Raw genomic sequence first — 18,972 nt, forward strand, 5'->3', positions numbered from 1 at the left:
CCACTTTAAATTTGGGGTATGAAGATTTCTTACAACTGGTTAAAGCAATTTTTGCAGATGGATTGGGACTCCCAGAAAACCGGTGAATTGTTGACGGATTTAGGGTTGGAGGTTGAAGGTATTTCCCAGTTCGAATCAGTTAAAGGAGGATTGAAAGGTGTGGTTGTAGGACATGTGTTGACTTGTGAAAAGCACCCAAATGCAGATAGATTAAAATTGACCACCGTGGACATTGGCGATGAATCTCCCGTGCAAATTGTATGTGGGGCGCCAAATGTTGAAGCTGGTCAAAAGGTACCCGTTGCCACAATCGGAACTACTTTATATACCGCTGAAGGTGAATCTTGGCAAATAAAAAAAGGTAAGATACGTGGTGAGGAAAGTCACGGAATGATCTGCGCCGAGGACGAATTGGGCATTGGTGAAAGCCATGACGGCATTATGGTCTTAAGCGAAACCCTAAAACCGGGAACATCTTGTTCTGAGGTCTTCGAAATTGAAAATGACGAAATCTTTGAAATTGGCCTTACCCCCAATCGTGCGGATGCAATGAGTCATTTTGGTGTAGCAAGGGATTTAAAGGCCGGCCTTGAACAACTAGAGATTCAAAAAGGTTTGGTCACTCCATCGACCAGTAATTTTTCCATTGATAGTAGATCTTTAAAAATAGATGTTGAAGTAAAAGACAGTCAACTTGCCCCAAGATACTGTGGGGTTACCATAAGCAACCTTATTGTTCAAGAGTCTCCAGATTGGTTAAAAAATAGATTAAAGTCCATTGGTCTATCCCCAATAAATAATATTGTGGATGCAACCAATTACGTGCTGCACGAACTGGGGCAGCCTCTGCACGCCTTTGATGCCAACAAAATAAAAGGCAACAAAATTGAGGTAAAAACCTTGCCATCGGGCACCAAGTTTACCACATTGGACGATGTGGAACGTGAATTGCACGAGGACGACCTAATGATATGCGATTCGGAAAAACCCATGTGTATTGCTGGGGTTTTTGGTGGAAGTTTTTCTGGGGTTACGGAGAATACAACCTCCATTTTTCTGGAAAGTGCCTACTTCAATCCAGTTACAGTCCGAAAAACGGCCAAAAGACATGGATTGAATACCGATGCTTCCTTCCGTTTTGAAAGAGGTATTGATATCGAAATGACCGAATATGCCCTAAAAAGAGCTGCGGCATTAATTCGGGAAATTGCCGGGGGCGACATCAGTTCCGAAGTTGTGGATCTCTACCCCAAAAAGTTTGAGGAGCGCCATGTATTTCTCACCTTTGATAAAATCAACTCGCTAATTGGACAAGAAATTCCAAGGGACACCATCAAACGTATTTTGGCTTCTTTGGAAATTAAAGTGAACAATGTTACCGAATCAGGTTTGGGACTTACCATTCCAAATTATCGTGTGGATGTGGAGCGCGAGGTTGACGTTATTGAGGAAATACTCAGAGTCTTCGGTTATAACAATATTGATTACAAAGAAAAATTGACCGCATCAATAGCGACCTCTTCGCGATTTGAAAATCACAACATCCAAAATGTGGTGGGAGATTTGTTGGTGTCGCAAGGATTTTACGAAATTATGACCAATAGTTTGGTCGCCGCCGGTACCCAAAATGTTTTGGAGTCAGAAAAGAATATGGTAGGGATGATGAATCCCTTAAGTGCTGATTTGTCCGTGTTGAGAACATCAATGTTGTTTTCAGGATTACAATCCGTTAGCCATAACCATAATCGGCAGAAAACCGATTTAAAACTCTTCGAATTCGGAAAAACGTATCATAAGGAGGGTTCAAAAAATATTGAAAAACAGCATTTGTCCCTTTTCATTTCAGGAAATCGAACTGATCCGGGATGGACCAGCAATGCTGCTACTTCCGATTTCTTCTATTTAAAAGGAATGGTAAACCACATTCTTCAACGGTTGGGCTTGCAGGAAGCAGCTATTGAACCGTATGAGGGCACTATTTTTTCTGAAGGCTTAAGTTTAAGCAAGAACAAAAGGACTTTGGTCTCCTTCGGCCTTGTTGCCAAATCGCTATTGAAATCGTATGATATCAAACAAGATATTTTTTATGCCGATTTTGATTGGGACGCCATTCTGGAAAGTATCAGTACCCAGAACATTGTTTATACAGAAATTGCCAAATTCCCGGAAGTAACGAGAGATCTGGCGCTTCTGATTGATGACGGCGTTACTTTTAAACAAGTTTACGATTTGGCCTGGAATACGGAAAAACAATTGCTCAAAAAAGTAAATCTGTTTGATGTGTATACCGGTAAAAACCTTCCCAAAGGGAAAAAATCCTATGCCGTTAGTTTCACCCTACTGGATAGTAAAAAAACATTGACCGATAAACAGATTGATAAGATAATGACCAAGCTAACATCCCGATTTAAAAAAGAGCTTGGAGCAGAACTTCGATAATTACATCTGGGAAGGCTGAATCACACTATCTATTTCGTGGATTATGCCATTTTCTTGGTTCACATCAGCCACAGTGATTTTGGCCGTGTTTCCTGTGGGATCTGTGAGCACAATATCGATTCCATCCATATGGGCCCTTAATTTTTTTCCCTGAATGGTGGTGAAACTGGCCTTGCCATTTCCTTGACACAATGCCCTCAATATTTTGGATGCCGATAAATGCCCAGCAACAATATGATAGCCTAACAGGGATTTCAATTCGCTTTTATCCTTGGAATTGATCAACTCCTCCATTTTATTGTTGGAAAAACGTTCAAAAGCGGCATCCGTAGGCGCGAAAATGGTGAACGGTCCCGATTTGTCAAGAATGTCCTCCAATTCACTAGCCTTAACTGCAGCAAAAAGAACTTTATAACGGTCTGAATCGACATTGGATTTAGACGATGTTTTGACAGCAGAAACTTCGGATAATTCTTGAGCAGAAACCGTTAGGGTTAGGACAAAGCAGAGGCCAAGTAAGGTACTTTTGAATGGGGCTTTCATGGTGTTCTTATCTTTGGGACTTTCTGTTGGTTAGGGTCTGGTTTTACTGCTTTATACGTTCAAATGCCAAAAACTTCGATAAGATACACTTTTTTTGCAGAAAAGCAGCCAGAATAGGGGTTTGACGATTTATTTAACATTATGTTAACATATCCATTTTTAAAACCCAAAAAAAATACATTTTCAATTGCTTAAATTTGAGACAGTTAACCTGGATTGAACCGTATGTTTTGGGATAGGACCAATATTGAAATAAAACTTCAAAAGCTAAAGTCTGAACAGGATAGGGAGTTTGGGATTCTAGAAGAAGTCAGACAAATTCTAGAACACGATGTTCTACACGAAAAACGCATTTTAGATACAATTGGGGAGCGTAAAGCGGAACAGGTCAATCATTTTGATTTTGATTTGCTCGAGACCGGCAATATTTTTCATTTGGACCAAATAAAGCACATCTGCATTGATTATAGACTCCGGTTCTTGGACAGCCATTATTTTAAAGGGGAAATTCCGAAAGCTGCTATTTCAAAAATAAAGCGGTTAGAAAATACTCACCAGACCAAGCTTGACGGTTTCAAAATTATGGCTCCCTCCAAACTTTTCAAACTACAGGACAAGGACGACCCCCTACTCTTTGTTCCCATGGGCAACAATTACTTTTATCTTATCCACAAATGGGGAAATGACCTTCACCCCTTGCGAAAGTTGCTGGTTTGGCCTTTTAGAAATATTGTGAATCTTGCCCTTTTTGTGCTACTGCTAAGTTATTTGGTCACCCTGTTAGTTCCAAACGGGCTCTTTTCAAAAAATAATTCCGCTGCAGAATTCTGGATTATGTTTTTCTTTATGTTCAAGTGCATTGCATCCGTGGTGATTTTTTACGGATTTGCCCTGGGTAAAAACTTCAATCCAGCAATTTGGAACAGCAAGTATTTTAATGCCTAGTGCTACGAGACTGAAACAGCATAAATTTTCTCCTGCAACTCCTTAATGACTCACCATATTAGACTTAATCTGTTCAATCAGGTTCATTCTTACTTTTCTATTGGTAGTTTCCCATAATTTTTGGGCGATGCCCTTCTTCGCTCCACCATTTATCAACTCAAACAAGGCATTGATATATCGACAGAGAAAAAATCGGGATATGTTTTTCATTTTTAAGTCATTAAACAAAAACACATGCTTATGAAACTCAAAAACTTAGGTTTTCTTACACTTTTGGCCGTTGCTTTGGTCTCTTGCGATGTTGGAGAAGGAACTAACACTCCTAAAAACAGCACAAATTTAGAAGTAGACTTGCAAGAGGATCCGGCTTCTTTTATAACCAAATGGGAAATCCCGTCTCACAATTTTGAACTTACTATCGGTATACTTACCGAACTTAGTTACCAATTTGTCATAGATTGGGGTGATGGTACCGTAGAGAACCTTTCGAACTTAAATGAAAATCCAACGCATACCTATGCAAAACCAGGCACTTACTTGGTAGCCATTAATGGAAGTTTTCCAGCAATTTCCATGTATAATCTTATCAATGAATTGGAATCTGCTTCCGACTTGGAATCACAAAAAGCGTTTATAGGAATTATCCAATGGGGAGCTATCGAATGGGAAACTTTTGAATATGCCTTCTATAACACTGACCTTTCAGAATATAGTGCCAATGACCAGCCAGACCTTGGCAATGTTACCAATATGGAGTCTATGTTTTACGCAACAAATTTCAATGGGGATATTGGAGATTGGGATACATCTAACATCACTAACATGGATAATATGTTTTCATTTGCGTTCTTATTTAATCAAGATATAGGTGACTGGGATACTTCCAATGTTACAACCATGGAAGGTATGTTTGCAAGTTGGGATTCCAACTATAAAACCCAATTTAACCAAGATATTAGTGGTTGGAATGTGGGCAATGTCTCTAATTTTAGATCTATGTTTGTTTTATCCAAGTTCAATAGGAACTTGGCGTCTTGGGACATTACCTCTGCCACCAGCATGGACAGTATGTTCAATCTGTCGTCCATATCAGTCGAAAATTATTCCAATACTTTGATAGGCTGGGCAGCTCAAAATGTTCAGCCCAATGTTCCACTTGGCGCTATGTACAATCACCACAACTGTACTGCAAGTGATGCTAAAGAAACACTCGAAGCCAATGGATGGACTTTTCAAGATTTAGGCCCTGATCAAGATTGCCAATAAGAGTCATACATTCAATAAAGGAAAAAAAGCCGCGAATTTTACTCCGCGGCATTTTTTTATCTTACTAGTTCTTTTGGCACCATAAATATTGCTATTACCCGCCTAAACAGTCACGCTGTATTAACTAACTCACGGGCACAGCATACATTTTCTCCCGCTGCTCTTTTATGGCCTTGTCCGACATATAGTCGTCAAAGGTCAAGTAACGGTCGATACACCCTTTGGGTGTAATTTCAATGATTCTGTTTGCCACGGTATGCACAAATTCATGGTCATGGGTAGTTAACAATACGGTGCCTTTAAAATTTTTGAGTGAATTGTTGAAGGCTGTAATACTTTCCAAATCCAAGTGATTTGTTGGTTCATCCAATTGCAAAACATTGGCGCGAAGCATCATCATTCTACTTAACATGCAGCGCACTTTTTCACCTCCGGAAAGCACGGTACATTTTTTAAGGGCCTCTTCACCACTGAACAGCATTTTACCCAAGAATCCGCGAATGTAGACTTCTTCTCTTTCCTCTTCAGTTTTGGCCCATTGTCTAAGCCAATCCACAAGATTGATATCCTCCTGAAAATAGGAAGCATTGTCCGCTGGCAAATACGATTGTGTTGTGGTTACACCCCATTGGTATGATCCTGAATCGGCTTTGACCTTTCCATTGATAATATCATAAAATGCCGTGGTAGCCCTTGAATCTTTCGAAATAATGGCCACCTTATCACCTTTTGCTAGGTTGATATTTACTTCTTGAAACAGCAAATCGCCATCTTCCGAAGTGGCCGAAAGTTTTTCCACATTCAAAATTTGGTCTCCTGCCTCACGTTCCCGGTCAAAAATGATAGCGGGATATCTTCTGCTGGACGGTTTAATGTCCTCGACCTTTAATTTCTCCAACATCTTCTTTCTAGATGTTGCCTGCTTACTTTTTGCGACATTAGCGCTAAAACGTTGAATGAATTCTTGAAGTTCCTTGGCCTTGTCCTCGGCCTTTTTATTTTGTTGTGCACGTTGGCGGGCAGCCAATTGGCTACTTTGGTACCAGAAGGTGTAGTTACCGGAGAAAAGGTTGATTTTTCCAAAATCGATATCAGCAATGCTGGTACATACCGCATCCAAGAAGTGCCTATCGTGCGAAACTACGATTACTGTGTTGTCATAATTGGCCAAAAAGTTCTCCAACCAATTAATGGTTTCATAATCCAAATCGTTGGTAGGCTCATCCATCACCAATACATCGGGATTACCAAAAAGTGCCTGTGCCAATAGCACCCTTACCTTTAATTTGGAATCTAAATCTCCCATATTGGTATAGTGCAATTCCTCTGTAATTCCAAGATTGGATAACATGGCGGCGGCATCACTATCCGCGTTCCATCCGTTCATTTCTTCGAACTGTACTTGCAGCTCCCCAATCTTTTCTGCATTCTCGTCGGTATAATCAGCGTATAGGGCATCTATATCCTTCTTTATTTTGAACAAGGGCTTGTTTCCCATCACCACAGTTTCCAAAACCGGAAATTCATCATACGCATTATGGTTCTGTTCCAAGATAGACATCCGCTTTCCAGGTTCAAGATGAACTGCTCCAGAAGTAGCTTCATTCTGACCCGACAATATTTTTAGAAAGGTTGATTTTCCTGCTCCGTTCGCTCCAATTATTCCATAACAATTGCCTTGCGTAAAGGTTACATTTACCTCATCGAACAAGACTCTTTTTCCAAATTGGACCGATAAATTTGATACTGATAACATGCAGCTTTTAATTTTTGCGCAAAAATAGTCAAAACCAAGGCGTATTTCCAATTTAAACGCACATTATTAAACTACACGAAAACAAGCTTTTGCAACATTTAACTCGGTATTAACAAGGAAGGTTTTTAGGTATGCTTAATTTTGTTGGTCGAACATGATGGTTCCCTTTATATGACAAGACTTTTACTCAGCCTCTCACTTCTTTCAGTTTTGGCATGCTCCACGAAGTCGCGTGAGTGCCCTTCTGTTTTTTTCGGTGGTGAGATTGTCAATCCCACGAGTGATTATGTCGTGCTTTACAAGAACGATAGTTATATCGATTCTGTAAAGTTGGACCAGGGAAACCGTTTTGCCTTCAATCTTCAAGGAATCGAGGAAGGTCTTTATCATTTTGACCACGATCCAGAACTTCAATATTTGTACTTACAGGAAGGCGACAGCATCATTGTTCGCCTGAATACCAAGGAATTTGATGAATCTTTGGTTTTTTCAGGCCGTGGAAGTGAAATCAACAATTTTTTAATTGAGATGTTCCTGGCCCACGAAGATGAAGAGCCAATGATCTATGAATACTATGCTTTGGAGCCAGACGCCTTTTCAAAAAAAATGGATTCGCTACGGTTGGAAAAAATCACCCATTTAAAAGAATTGGAAGAGCATCTTCCGCTTTCGGAAAAGATAACTTCGGTTGCCTTGGCCTCTATAGACTTTAACAACTACTCCCATAAAGAGAAGTATCCTTTTAAACATAAATGGAAAAAGGGCACGGAAAGTATTCCCGACCTGCCCGACACCTTCTACGATTATAGAAAAACGGTGAACCTGAATAATGGGGATCTTGTCTATTTTAGGCCTTATCTGGATTATTTGAAGTATCATTTTGGAAATGTTGCCTATGTTACCTGCATGAAATACTGCAATGTAAAGGATAAACCCACCTATGATTACCTTCATTTTAATAGGCATACATTAAAATTGGTGGATAGTCTTGTACAGCAAGATGAGTTAAGAAACATACTCTTTAGGAATGTGGCCATGGCCTATTTATTAAAAGAACATAGTCCAAGTGACGATTGTGAATCTTTTATCGACAAGTATAGGTCACTCTCTACCAACGATAAACATGAAGAGGAAATTGACAAGCTTTACAAAGGAATTCAAAGGTTACAGCCCAACAGTGCACTACCCGATTTGTTGGTGACCGATATGGATAACAATGAAATTTCCATAAAGGAAATCAGTAGCAACAAGAAAACCGTGTTTTACTTTTGGTCGGCTTCGCAGAAAGGGCACTTTAAAAATGTACACAAACGTATAGCCAAGTTAAAAGAGAAATATCCAGACCATAATTTTGTGGGCATCAACTTAAAAACCGGCTACAACCAATGGCATGGGATGGTGCAAGAACATGGTATGGATAAGTCCAATCAATTTCATGGCGGCAATTTGGAAGAAATACAAATGGCCATGATCATAGACAACTTAAACAAATGTGTCATTTCCAAAGACACTATCGTGGTGGACGCCTTTGCCAACCTCTACACCTCATTATAAAAAAAGCCCCGAAATAACTTCAGGGCCTTTTCAGTTTCAATAACTTTATTTTTTTAGGAATTACCTTTGCGATAATCTGCCAAGAATTTCTCCAGACCAATATCGGTCAATGGGTGCTTTAACAATCCCATTATAGATGACAACGGCCCTGTCATAACATCCGAACCAAGTTTGGCACAATCGATCACATGCATGGTGTGTCTAATGGAAGCGGCCAATATTTGGGTCTCAAAAGCGTAGTTGTCATAAATCTGACGGATTTCAGCTATAAGATTCAGCCCATCTGTAGAAATATCATCCAATCTCCCTAAAAATGGAGAAACATAAGTGGCTCCAGCTTTTGCGGCCAAAAGTGCTTGCCCGGCAGAGAATACCAAAGTGCAATTGGTCTTGATTCCATTGTCCGAGAAATATTTCAAGGCCTTTACACCATCTTTGATCATAGGTACCTTAACCACGATCTGATCATGAAGTTTGGCCAACTCCTCCCCTTCTTTTACCATGGCATCGAACTCGGTTGCAACCACTTCGGCAGAAACATCGCCTTCTACAATATTGCAGATGTCAACATAATGCTTTAAAATGTTTTCTTTTCCAGTAATGCCCTCTTTGGCCATCAACGAGGGATTGGTGGTCACCCCATCCAAAACACCGAGTTGTTGTGCCTCCGCAATTTGGTCGAGATTGGCCGTATCAATAAAAAATTTCATGCTTCTTGTGCTGTTTTAAGTTGTAATACAATTCGTTGCGAATTTACAACAATAAGAAGCCTATACATCTAAAATAGAGTAAAATAATCTGGTGGGCTTAGTCCAAAACCTGAATTGTGAATTCCCTCACAGTAGATTCCCTACACGTTGGGCTACGATCGTATCCATGATAATCATATCCTTCCACAAAGAGTTCCACCCGAAATCGGTAGACGCCCGTTTCCTCTGGTATACCGAAAAAATCAATAGATCTTCTATTGGTATCATAGAAAATTCCCGGAGGTAGTTCTCCAATTACGTCAAAGAAATAATCGTAATCGTTGTCGTTGACCTCATTGCTGACCTCAGCGGTTATAAAGTCTTGGTACCTTTCACCAACCACGCCCACAAGCAATTGCTTTTGATGGATCTCTGGGTTGATATTAAAAACACACTCGTAAATCTCGTCGCAGCCGTAGAAAATAATCGCGAACGAAGCTGCTACAAAAACCCTAAATAATCTTTTTCTTTTCTCCATGTTTTCCAATGAATCAAAAAACATGCCATCGCGCTACAGCTTATAGTGATTGCGTAAAAGTTTCTCATACAGCTTACCCGGTAAAATGCGCTTTAAGAACAGTGAAAGCTTTTGCATAAATTCGCCCACGGGCTGATGTATCTTTGGATTTTTAGTTCGAATTATTGCATGGACTTTTTTTGCTACATCCATAGGATTTCCTCCTGCATCAACATGCTCATTCATAAGATCCAAGCTTTTTTGGTATGTTTCTTCATATGCCGAACCTTTTACCACTAGCGAATGGTAACGGCCAGCTGCAATATTGGTGGCGAAATCGCCTGGAGCCAAATTGGTTATCTCAATTCCGAAGCTTTTTGTTTCCATCCGCAAAGCTTCCGTGATCAATCCCAAAGCTCCTTTGGATGCAGAATAATAGCCCCTAAACGGCAATCCCATAAAACCGGCTATCGACGTTACGTTGATGATCAAACCTCCACCCTGTTTGCGCATCTGCGGCAATACAGCCTTCATCATGTGCACGGGTCCATTAAAGTTGATATCGAAAACATTCAAAATTTCCTCATGAGGAGTCTCCTCGACCGGACCGGTTATGCCCACGCCGGCATTATTGATCAATACATCCAGTCTACCCTCTTTCGAAATAACATGGGCAACCGCATTTTGAACACTCTCAGGTTGCTTTACATCCAACTGCACCAAATCAAAAGCGTCAAAATCTGGATAATTCTCTGGTTTTCTTGCAGTTCCGTAAACTTTAAAACCTTTGGAGGAAAGATGGGTGCCAATGGCCTTGCCCAAGCCAGAAGATCCACCGGTGATCAAAACAACTTTTTTATCCATGTGCGCAGCTTACTTTAAGAGATTGAAAGATACGTGATTATCAGAATTTAGGGCACAAAAAAAGGCAAGCTACCTACATCGCACCGCTACGACCACATACCCTTGCTGCGTTCCCGCCCTGGGGGATTTTGCAGGAGCTGGTCGTGTAGGACTTGCCAAGGACAAATATACGACCTTTTAAATTTGCTGCAATCCCATTTCATTCTTAATTTCGATGCAATGCGATAAATCATGAAACACAAACTTAGAACCATGGTCAAGCTACTTTCTATTTTTGGCTTTTTGCTCTTTTTTTTGGGATGCGGAGGTGAAACGGATCCATCAAAACTTTTTTCAATCCAACTGGAAGGGAAGCAGAACAAGTTTCAACAAAACCAAGAAGTTGGGGTTACCATTAAAAATAGGAAGGACATTGAAATCTCCAATATTAGTTATTCCATAGATGGGAAACCATTACCCTTATCCAACGGAAAAATAAAATTTGACCTACCCACCCTGGGAAGCAAAAATTTGGTGGCCAAAATTAGTCTTGGGGAAGAATCAGTGGAAATCAACAAAAAAATCAAACTTCTGGCTGCCAATGCCCCGAAAATTTATACCTACGATATTATTAACACCTACCCTCACGATCCAACCGCCTATACCCAAGGTCTGGAGTTCAGCGAGGGTATTTTATATGAAAGTACAGGTAAAAAAGGAGCTTCCACAGTACGCAAAGTAAATTTTGAAACGGGCGAAATCCTTCAAAAAATAGACATGGACAACAGTGTTTTTGGTGAAGGTATTACCCTTTTAAACAATCAGTTGTACCACCTCACCTGGCAGAGTGGACTTGGATATGTGTATGATCCATCCAATCTGGAAAAAATCAAAAACTTTAGCTATGGTGAAAGCCGTGAAGGCTGGGGCCTTTGCAACGATGGCAACAAACTGTTCAAAAGTGATGGTACTGAGAAAATATGGTTTTTAGACCCAACCACTCTTGAGGAGCAGGGCTATATTGAAACGGTTACCAACAAGTCCATTTTCAACAAGGCCAATGAGCTGGAGTATGTAGATGGAAAAATATATGCCAACGTCTACCAAAAAGAAAGCATGATGATCATCGATGCTACTTCCGGGGCCATCGAAGGTGTCATCAACTTTGGAGGATTAAAGGGCAAGGTGAAAAAAGGACCGGAATGGGACGACACCAATTCGGTATTGAACGGAGTGGCATACCATCCTGAGCGGAAAACTTTTTTTGTCACCGGCAAAAACTGGAATAAGCTTTTTGAGGTTAAAATCCGTAAGAAAGATTAATGCAGTCCTATACCGAAGTCTTCGCGGTTACCAAAGACGATCTGGATGAACTGAACCATGTGAACAACATCCGATATGTGGAATGGATACAGGATATCTCTAAAAAACATTGGCTCCAGGTAACTGATGAGGCTACTCGGAAAGGTCTAATATGGGTGGTGAAAAATCACCACATTGCATACCATCTATCCGCCAAACTAGGAGACACCATCCAAGTGCAAACCTATATTGAAGAAACCAAGGGAGCCATTTCAAAAAGAGTGGTGGCCATCAAAAACAATAAAACCAATGCACTACTAGTTAAAGGTATAACGGAGTGGTGCTTGTTGGACGCCATCACGTTTAGACCCAAACGGGTTCCCGAAGTCGTTCAACAATTATTTAACAAAACATGAACCGTCCCCTGATCAAATCCATAGCCCTGCTTGCCATGCTGGTACTCGCCATTTCATGGAGCTCGTGCAGAAAGGATTTTGATTATGTGCCCAGCACCGGAAATTTGGAATTTTCCAAGGATACCGTTTTTCTCGATACCATTTTCACCAACATTGGCAGCGCCACCTATACCTTAAAGGTATATAACAGAAGTAACGAAGACATCTTGATTCCGTTTGTAGGGCTTGAAACCGGCCAAACCAGCAGTTATCGTCTGAATGTAGATGGACAGGCCGGAAAAGAATTCAATGATGTTCCTTTGTTGGCCAAAGACAGTCTCTTTGTTTTTATCGAAACCACTTTTGATGCTTCACAAATTCCTGAAAACGAATTTTTATATACTGAAAGTCTCCTGTTTGGCAATAACACAAATCAGCAAATGGTGGAACTGGTCACCCTGGTCAAAGATGCTGTTTTTTTATATCCTGCCACGCTTTCCAATGGAACCAAAGAGACCTTGGTGCTGGGTCTTGATGAAAACGGCAATGAAATCCGAGTGGAAGGTTTTTTTCTAGAACCTGATGAATTACAGTTCACCAATGAAAAGCCCTATGTGATCTATGGCTATGCGGCCGTTCCCGAAGGGAACACTTTAACGGTGGATGCCGGGGCCAGGGTGCATTTCCATAATAATTCAGGGCTTTTGGTCAATACCGGAGCTTCATTGCACATCAACGGGCTCTTAAGCGAAGATCAAGAGGTATTGGAGAATGAGGTCATCTTTGAAGGTGACCGGTTGGAACCCACTTATGCCGATGTACCCGGGCAATGGGGCACCGTATGGCTTAGAGAAGGTAGTGTGGACAGCCAAATAACCCATTTGACCCTTAAAAATGCCACCCTTGGATTACGTGTGGAGGGCGATGGTCAATTATTGAGTCCTACACTTACCCTAAAAAACTCACAGATATATAATAGTATAAGCCATAATCTTTGGGCCATTTCATCCAGTATCGTGGCCGAAAATAGCGTGTTGGGAAGTGCAGGTGCCAGTTCATTTTATGGTAACAATGGAGGAAAATACAGCTTTGTACATTGCACTTTGGCCAATTATTGGAACAAAGGCATCCGCAATTGGCCCACATTGGCTTTGGATAACTTCACCTCCAATTCTTCCATTGCTTTGGAAGAAGCCAATTTTGTAAATTGTATCGTCGATGGTAATATGCGGCTCGAACTTTCCCTTCTAAAAGATGTGGATACCGATTTTAATTTCGGCTTTGAAAATTGCCTTTTAAAGTTCAATGATTCCGACAATCAATTTGAAAACAACCCATTGTACAATTTTTTGGATACCGATATATACCAGAATCTTTTGTTGAATGCAGATGCAGATTTTGCCAATCCTTTTAAAGATCAATTTTGGATTGGGGAAAATTCAGCTGCCATCGATGCTGCAAATTTTGCCATAACCCCACCCCTTCCGGTCGATATTTTAGGAACGGACCGAGGAGCAAATCCCGACATCGGTGCCTACGAAAATGTTATGGAAAATTAGTTTTTCTCCAAAGTTTATGGGAAAAATCACATGAAATGCCTGATTTTGAGGGAAATCCATAGTTTTTTTAAGGGAAAACTGCAATAGGTTTTTTTAACTCGTTAGTATCTTGCACCCAGTACGTTAGCTATGGATTATACCTATGCCATAATCGATTCCTGTGCTGCCTCAAAGCTTCAGTTGCAACTTCATATGCAAGAGTATGGAGATTTTAGCTGTGTTGGCAATGCCAGGGATTCCCGTGAGGGCCTGAACACCATTTTAAAGTTCACCCCCGATTTGGTATTGATCAACCTGAACGAAAATGGCATGGAACATTTTCAGATGGTCACGGAGCTCAACCAGTTTATGCCCACGCTTCCGTTGATCATAGGGTACTCCAGCTCTAAAAAATATGCCTACAACGCCATTAAAAGTGGTTTTTTCGATTATTGGATCACACCGCACAACGAGTTTGACATCCGCAAGAGCATTATGCGCTTGCGAAAACTGTACAACAAACAAAACATGCCCTCTACCATCTGCCTAAAATCGTACAGCGACTATCGGTATTTGGACACCAACGATATTCTTTATCTAAAATCGGACAACAACGCCACCGATTTTTTTATGACCAATGGCACCGTGGTCAGTGCTTTCAAGACCTTAAAATCTTTTGAGGCAACGCTTCCAGGATCCTTTATCCGTGTGCACCAGAGTTACATTATTAACAGTCGTTACGTGTCGGGCATCAACTACGGAAAGTCAACCTGCACTTTGCGTAACAACAAAAATGAGGAACTTCCCTTTACCAAAACCTACAAGGAAAAAGTGGATGTTTTAAAGGATATGCTCTCCAAAAATGCCTTAAAGACCCTTAATTAGGTCAATTCTTACAGATTCTCTTAAAATTCTAATACAATAGGTACAAACACTAAAATGTTTGTGCGCGCACCCGTCCCTTTTTGTGCTCTAAATATCTTGTCGGCGTTAACCAAAATTTCTAATCAAAAACATATATTATGAAAAAGACATTAAGCATTTTAGCACTAGCAGTTATGACCTTGGGATTCTTTTCTTGCGAAGCAGAAACAGATGTAGCTGAAACCGAAAATTTATTTGAAAGTATTGGAGATCAAGATTCTACTACTGGCAGCAATAACAGTGGTGAGGATGATGGAAGAAACTAATTCTTAATAAAATCTCTAGGAATGAAGAAAATAACCTCTATTATCGTTTTATTAATATTTGGTCTTTACATTTTGGCTTGTTCAGAGAAGAATATAGGGTCAAGCTCTTCGGTTGCTGAGACCACTCAATTATCAAAAGTGGATGCATCAGACATTGGTCAAAACAAGACAATCAATTTTGTTTCCTATGGTCATTATTCAACTATAGAATCAATAAACGATGACGAGAGGAAATTGTAGTCATTAGTAAACATAAAACATAGCCCCTAATCTCGTTTGATTTGGGGCTTTTTTTTTACCTTGTAGTAAAAGAAAACAAATAACCGCTTACTTTTAACCTATTACGTTGAAAAACAAGAGTTTAATATTGATTTTTATTCTTTTGACTAGCTGTGGGCAGCGACCCCAAGACCATGATGCTGATACCACTCCTGAGTCGGCCCTGGTTAACAAATGGATCAATATTGCCCGCGACAGCATGCAATTGTCCATGGAGGGCAGAAAAAAGTATTTGCTTGATGCAGAGGCAAAAGCCCATACAATTTCCAATGATACCATTCGTTTGGACCATTTATCGCGAATTTCCTTGGCCTATAAAAGATTGGAAGATTCTTTGGGGTTCCGACAAATGAACCTTAAGGTTCAGCACCTTTCCGAAGAAGATGGTATATATAAGGCTTTGGGTGAATCCCATTGGGATTTGGCGCATTTCTTTAATTCCCACGGAGTGGTTGACAGTGCTTATTTTCACTATAATAAAGCTCTTAACAGTTTTAATCAGTTACCTGTTGATTCAACCTCCCTTTCTCTAAAAAGTAGGATGCAATTAGGCATGGGTGGAATCCAGAAGCATTTTAAAGATTATTTGGGAGCAGAGATAAACACCATTGAAGCACTTAGGGTCTTTAACGATTTAGACGATTACCTAAGGATATATTATTGTGATAATCTTTTAGGTACTATTGCTAGCGATATGAAGAATTATCCCAAAGCTTTAGAGTATTATGAAAAAGCTAGGTATGATTTGGAAAAGCTAGACGGGGCAAGGCAAAAAAACTTTATACGTGAAAATCAAAATAACATAGCTGTTATATATTTAGAAAGTGGCCAATATGCCAAAGCAGAGAAATTTTACAAGGATTTATTAAAAAGTAAAGATTTCAAAGTAGAAAACCCACAACTTTATGGTAAGGCTTTAGTGAGTCTTGCGCATGCTATTTCAAATGGCAAAAAACAGCATGAAGAGGCTAAAAGCTTGATTTCGAAAGCTATTGCTCTGAATGACAGTACAGGGTTAACTATTGACCAGGCCCGTGCCAAACAGTATTACGCTGAGATTTTATTGGCACAGAAGGACACAACCAACGCAATTGAAGTAGCTAAAGAGGCATTATCCTTGGCCAAAGAAACCACCAACAACGACCACCATTTATTGATTTTAAAACTGCTTACCAACTTGGATAGTGGTAATGCAACGTCGTATTCCAATGAATACTATAATCTAAATGAACAAATTAGAGAAGAGGAACGTATAATCCGGGATAAATTTGCCCGTATCCGCTTGGAAACCGACGAGGTCATTGAACAAAATGTAGTGTTAACCCGCCAAAAACAGATTTGGTTTGGTGCTGCGCTGGGCCTGGTAGCGCTAGGTGTCGCATTTTTTATAATTGTGTCCCAACGTATCAGCAACAACAGGTTAAAATTCCAACAAAAACAGCAAGAGTCAAACCAAGAGATCTACAATCTCATGCTTTCGCAACAAGGTAAATTTGAAGAGGGCAAACAATTGGAGAAAAAACGCATCTCCGAAGAACTTCACGATGGCATCCTGGGCGAAATGTTGGGCATTCGCTTGATCCTGACCACCTTAAACGACCAGGAAGATGAAACTTCCATTCAACAACGGGCAGAACTCATTGAAAAACTACGCGAAGTGGAAGAGGAAATACGAACCATTTCGCATGAGCTGAGCAATGCATCTTACCAAAAAATTCATAACTTTATTGTATCCATCGAGGAGTTGATCAATACCACAAGTAAATCTGCAGGTATTGCATGTTCTTTTGAATATGATGAAGAGGTGGCTTGGGACAGTTTGGATGGCGATATTAAAATTAATGCCTACCGGATTGTTCAAGAATCCCTCCAAAATTGTGTTAAGCACGCCCATTGCAATAATGTGGACGTTAATTTTAGTGTTGATGAAAATATGCTAAAATTGGTGGTTGCAGATGACGGTGTCGGTTTTGATACCGGCAAGGGCAAAAAAGGTATTGGACATAGAAATGTGATTTCGAGAGTGGAGAAATTGAACGGAACGTTAAGTTTTGATAGTAAAAAAGGGCAGGGCACCACTGTTTCGGTGACGTTACCGGCCCAATTTGTGAATTTGGACAGCCCCGCCAAAATTGAAGAATACAGACAGGTGTTGAACGTATAAACCAACAACGTGAAAACAATTAAAATGAAGACACTGCGAATTTTAGCCATTGATGACCATGAAATGACAATGCTTGGGTACAAGTTTATCTTGGAGCGCATTGTTTTTGACGGATATAGTATAATCGTAGATACCGCAAATACCTTTGAACTGGGAAAAAGAATGATCGAAGAATCGGTCGATTCCTTTAAATATGACATTCTGTTCTTGGACGTACAAATGTACCCGCCCAATGAAGACCAGCCCCATTCGGGCGAAGAGTTGGGAATTTTGGCCCGTCAGTTGGTGCCCGAAACCAAGATTGTCTTTATGTCCTCTTTCGGAGATAACTTCCGGATCAACAGTATTCTTACATCCGTTGACCCAGATGGCTATTTGGTAAAGACCGATATAGATCCCAAAACCTTGGAGGAAGCCGTGAAGGTGGTTACCCTAAATCCTCCTTATTATTCTTCCAAAGCCTTGGCAGCAATTCGTAAAAAGTTGTCCAACGACATTAATTTAGATGAAAAGGACAAAAAGATTCTTTACCATTTGTCCATTGGAACCAAAAACAAAGATTTGGAAAAATTTATTCGGCTTTCCCCCTCTTCCATCGAGAATAGAAAACGTCATTTAAAGTCACTTTTTGGCACCGAAAATGAGAATGATCTAGCCTTGATTTTGGCCGCAAAAAACAGGGGATTTATATAAATCGGATTTTAACCGCCAATTAGCGGAATTGGAGAAATTTCTTCGTTTTTATCTCTTTTTCTTTAAAAAAAGGCCAAAACACGAGGAAACCCCCAGAATTTTTAAGGTTTTCCTTCAATCCCGAAAAAAAGATTCGTTTTAACTTTGGTAGAGAACATTATACCAATCTACCAAATATGCCATTCCAAAAGAAATCAGATTATAATTTTCCCCTCGACGGAATCAAGAGTTTTATTCTTGCTAGAGGGCTTGAAGAATTTAAAAGAGCGCTGGAAAAAGACTTTTTTGCAGAGGCTACCGTTCGGTGTCGGTACAACATTGAAAAGTTTAGGGCAGATCTAATTGTTGAACTTAGATGCAACTATGCGCTTGCAGAAAGTCTACATTACTACAACAAGGGAAACTGGGGTGGATTTGTACAAAATGATGGTATCAATTTGCCCATTACCCCGTTTGGGGAGTCCTATGAAAAGTTGTACTCGGTGAACAAAGGTGCCGTTGATATCGCCGAAATTACCTTGCATTTTAATGATACCTCGGTAATTGTTACCCGCATTTACGATCAAAGTATTCCAGAGCAACTCGGTGCGATCATATTCAAAATCAGTGAAGACTTTGTATATCTTACCAAAGGGTTGACCGAAATGCCCTATGAAATGTTTGTGCCCGTTTTTGAAGAAGCTCCCCTCCCATTAATGGAAAAAGAAAATACCGACATTACCTATTATGGCCATTGGGGCCTCTATTTTGACGATGAGGTAAACCATGATGCCATGGTATACAATCTTAAAACCAAAAAGCTGTTCAAAGAAGATTTTTTTCTTCTAGACTGAACAATTTTGATTTCCTTAGGCATTGG

The 18,972-nt window shown here is 40.2% G+C and carries 18 protein-coding genes and 1 other RNA gene; 12 read left to right on the forward strand and 7 right to left on the reverse strand.

Annotated features, from left to right (window positions below; translation table 11 throughout):
• The first annotated feature begins 18 nt into the window (after positions 1-18).
• Positions 19-2,439 (forward strand): phenylalanine--tRNA ligase subunit beta, encoded by a 2,421-nt coding sequence (pheT, locus tag ACULLG_RS12775; RefSeq protein ID WP_452127185.1) that lies wholly within the window; start codon positions 19-21, stop codon positions 2,437-2,439.
• Here pheT and ACULLG_RS12780 read toward each other — a convergent pair whose 3' ends face one another.
• Positions 2,440-2,982, reverse strand: a complete 543-nt coding sequence (locus tag ACULLG_RS12780) for a fasciclin domain-containing protein (RefSeq protein ID WP_452127186.1) — start codon at positions 2,980-2,982, stop codon at positions 2,440-2,442.
• Positions 2,983-3,207: 225 nt separating this feature from the next.
• Here ACULLG_RS12780 and ACULLG_RS12785 point away from each other — a divergent pair, with 225 nt between their 5' ends.
• Positions 3,208-3,927 (forward strand): hypothetical protein, encoded by a 720-nt coding sequence (locus tag ACULLG_RS12785; RefSeq protein ID WP_452127187.1) that lies wholly within the window; start codon positions 3,208-3,210, stop codon positions 3,925-3,927.
• A gap of 42 nt (positions 3,928-3,969) precedes the next feature.
• Here the strand turns inward: ACULLG_RS12785 and ACULLG_RS12790 are convergent, their stop codons facing one another.
• Complete coding sequence (locus ACULLG_RS12790) at positions 3,970-4,137, reverse strand: hypothetical protein (RefSeq protein WP_452127188.1); 168 nt, start codon at positions 4,135-4,137, stop codon at positions 3,970-3,972.
• A 30-nt stretch (positions 4,138-4,167) separates the two neighbouring features.
• Between ACULLG_RS12790 and ACULLG_RS12795 the strand changes: the two genes are divergently transcribed.
• The gene (locus tag ACULLG_RS12795) at positions 4,168-5,193 is read left to right on the forward strand and encodes a BspA family leucine-rich repeat surface protein (RefSeq protein ID WP_452127189.1); all 1,026 of its coding nucleotides are present in this window, start codon (positions 4,168-4,170) and stop codon (positions 5,191-5,193) included.
• Positions 5,194-5,317: 124 nt separating this feature from the next.
• On the opposite strand, the gene ACULLG_RS12800 is transcribed toward ACULLG_RS12795, so the two are convergent.
• A complete protein-coding gene (locus ACULLG_RS12800) occupies positions 5,318-6,949 on the reverse strand; it encodes an ABC-F family ATP-binding cassette domain-containing protein (protein ID WP_452127190.1) in 1,632 nt (543 codons plus the stop codon).
• 171 nt (positions 6,950-7,120) lie between these two features.
• On the opposite strand from ACULLG_RS12800, the gene ACULLG_RS12805 reads away from it, so the two are divergent.
• Complete coding sequence (locus ACULLG_RS12805) at positions 7,121-8,503, forward strand: TlpA family protein disulfide reductase (protein ID WP_452127191.1); 1,383 nt, start codon at positions 7,121-7,123, stop codon at positions 8,501-8,503.
• A gap of 53 nt (positions 8,504-8,556) precedes the next feature.
• On the opposite strand, the gene fsa is transcribed toward ACULLG_RS12805, so the two are convergent.
• The 4 genes from fsa to ffs all read right to left on the reverse strand — a co-directional run bounded on the left by fsa (position 8,557) and on the right by ffs (position 10,731).
• Positions 8,557-9,213 (reverse strand): fructose-6-phosphate aldolase, encoded by a 657-nt coding sequence (fsa, locus tag ACULLG_RS12810; protein ID WP_452127192.1) that lies wholly within the window; start codon positions 9,211-9,213, stop codon positions 8,557-8,559.
• A gap of 97 nt (positions 9,214-9,310) precedes the next feature.
• The gene (locus ACULLG_RS12815) at positions 9,311-9,730 is read right to left on the reverse strand and encodes a hypothetical protein (protein WP_452127193.1); all 420 of its coding nucleotides are present in this window, start codon (positions 9,728-9,730) and stop codon (positions 9,311-9,313) included.
• A 33-nt stretch (positions 9,731-9,763) separates the two neighbouring features.
• Entirely contained in the window at positions 9,764-10,573 is an 810-nt protein-coding gene (locus ACULLG_RS12820; protein WP_452127195.1) for an SDR family oxidoreductase, read from the reverse strand.
• A gap of 59 nt (positions 10,574-10,632) precedes the next feature.
• Positions 10,633-10,731: signal recognition particle sRNA small type (gene ffs / locus ACULLG_RS12825), an RNA gene on the reverse strand.
• Between the two features lie 73 nt (positions 10,732-10,804).
• Here ffs and ACULLG_RS12830 point away from each other — a divergent pair.
• The 8 genes from ACULLG_RS12830 (at position 10,805) to ACULLG_RS12865 (ending at position 18,946) form a co-directional block, all read left to right on the forward strand.
• Positions 10,805-11,875: a glutaminyl-peptide cyclotransferase gene (locus ACULLG_RS12830; RefSeq protein ID WP_452127196.1), complete on the forward strand. Its 1,071-nt coding sequence runs from the start codon at positions 10,805-10,807 to the stop codon at positions 11,873-11,875.
• Positions 11,875-12,270, forward strand: coding sequence for an acyl-CoA thioesterase (locus ACULLG_RS12835; RefSeq protein WP_452127197.1), 396 nt, complete (start codon positions 11,875-11,877; stop codon positions 12,268-12,270). Before ACULLG_RS12830 ends, ACULLG_RS12835 begins: the two co-directional genes overlap by 1 nt.
• Positions 12,267-13,808 (forward strand): hypothetical protein, encoded by a 1,542-nt coding sequence (locus tag ACULLG_RS12840; protein ID WP_452127198.1) that lies wholly within the window; start codon positions 12,267-12,269, stop codon positions 13,806-13,808. Before ACULLG_RS12835 ends, ACULLG_RS12840 begins: the two co-directional genes overlap by 4 nt.
• 129 nt (positions 13,809-13,937) lie before the next feature.
• Positions 13,938-14,672 carry a LytR/AlgR family response regulator transcription factor gene (locus tag ACULLG_RS12845; protein ID WP_452127199.1) on the forward strand — a complete coding sequence of 245 codons (735 nt, stop codon included), beginning with the start codon at positions 13,938-13,940 and terminating at the stop codon, positions 14,670-14,672.
• A 137-nt stretch (positions 14,673-14,809) separates the two neighbouring features.
• Positions 14,810-14,977 carry a hypothetical protein gene (locus ACULLG_RS12850; protein ID WP_452127200.1) on the forward strand — a complete coding sequence of 56 codons (168 nt, stop codon included), beginning with the start codon at positions 14,810-14,812 and terminating at the stop codon, positions 14,975-14,977.
• A 346-nt stretch (positions 14,978-15,323) separates the two neighbouring features.
• On the forward strand, positions 15,324-17,420 hold the full coding sequence (locus tag ACULLG_RS12855; RefSeq protein ID WP_452127201.1) for a tetratricopeptide repeat-containing sensor histidine kinase: 2,097 nt from the start codon (positions 15,324-15,326) through the stop codon (positions 17,418-17,420).
• Positions 17,421-17,444: 24 nt separating this feature from the next.
• On the forward strand, positions 17,445-18,113 hold the full coding sequence (locus ACULLG_RS12860) for a response regulator (RefSeq protein ID WP_420322784.1): 669 nt from the start codon (positions 17,445-17,447) through the stop codon (positions 18,111-18,113).
• A gap of 176 nt (positions 18,114-18,289) precedes the next feature.
• Positions 18,290-18,946: a hypothetical protein gene (locus ACULLG_RS12865; RefSeq protein ID WP_452127202.1), complete on the forward strand. Its 657-nt coding sequence runs from the start codon at positions 18,290-18,292 to the stop codon at positions 18,944-18,946.
• Positions 18,947-18,972 lie beyond the last annotated feature (26 nt).

The sequence above is a fragment of the Flagellimonas sp. 2504JD1-5 genome (genome assembly GCF_053618295.1).

Bases quoted from the DNA above. Each gene is read 5' to 3' on its own strand.
- ACULLG_RS12785 (WP_452127187.1), top strand. From the start codon at position 3,208: ATGTTTTGGGATAGGACCAATATTGAAATAAAACTTCAAAAGCTAAAG.
- ACULLG_RS12860 (WP_420322784.1), top strand. From the start codon at position 17,445: ATGAAGACACTGCGAATTTTAGCCATTGATGACCATGAAATGACAATG.
- ACULLG_RS12830 (WP_452127196.1), top strand. From the start codon at position 10,805: ATGAAACACAAACTTAGAACCATGGTCAAGCTACTTTCTATTTTTGGC.
- ACULLG_RS12800 (WP_452127190.1), bottom strand. From the start codon at position 6,949: ATGTTATCAGTATCAAATTTATCGGTCCAATTTGGAAAAAGAGTCTTG.
- ACULLG_RS12805 (WP_452127191.1), top strand. From the start codon at position 7,121: ATGACAAGACTTTTACTCAGCCTCTCACTTCTTTCAGTTTTGGCATGC.
- ACULLG_RS12795 (WP_452127189.1), top strand. From the start codon at position 4,168: ATGAAACTCAAAAACTTAGGTTTTCTTACACTTTTGGCCGTTGCTTTG.
- ACULLG_RS12790 (WP_452127188.1), bottom strand. From the start codon at position 4,137: ATGAAAAACATATCCCGATTTTTTCTCTGTCGATATATCAATGCCTTG.
- fsa (WP_452127192.1), bottom strand. From the start codon at position 9,213: ATGAAATTTTTTATTGATACGGCCAATCTCGACCAAATTGCGGAGGCA.
- ACULLG_RS12835 (WP_452127197.1), top strand. From the start codon at position 11,875: ATGCAGTCCTATACCGAAGTCTTCGCGGTTACCAAAGACGATCTGGAT.
- pheT (WP_452127185.1), top strand. From the start codon at position 19: ATGAAGATTTCTTACAACTGGTTAAAGCAATTTTTGCAGATGGATTGG.
- ACULLG_RS12815 (WP_452127193.1), bottom strand. From the start codon at position 9,730: ATGGAGAAAAGAAAAAGATTATTTAGGGTTTTTGTAGCAGCTTCGTTC.
- ACULLG_RS12845 (WP_452127199.1), top strand. From the start codon at position 13,938: ATGGATTATACCTATGCCATAATCGATTCCTGTGCTGCCTCAAAGCTT.
- ACULLG_RS12840 (WP_452127198.1), top strand. From the start codon at position 12,267: ATGAACCGTCCCCTGATCAAATCCATAGCCCTGCTTGCCATGCTGGTA.
- ACULLG_RS12820 (WP_452127195.1), bottom strand. From the start codon at position 10,573: ATGGATAAAAAAGTTGTTTTGATCACCGGTGGATCTTCTGGCTTGGGC.
- ACULLG_RS12865 (WP_452127202.1), top strand. From the start codon at position 18,290: ATGCCATTCCAAAAGAAATCAGATTATAATTTTCCCCTCGACGGAATC.
- ACULLG_RS12780 (WP_452127186.1), bottom strand. From the start codon at position 2,982: ATGAAAGCCCCATTCAAAAGTACCTTACTTGGCCTCTGCTTTGTCCTA.
- ACULLG_RS12850 (WP_452127200.1), top strand. From the start codon at position 14,810: ATGAAAAAGACATTAAGCATTTTAGCACTAGCAGTTATGACCTTGGGA.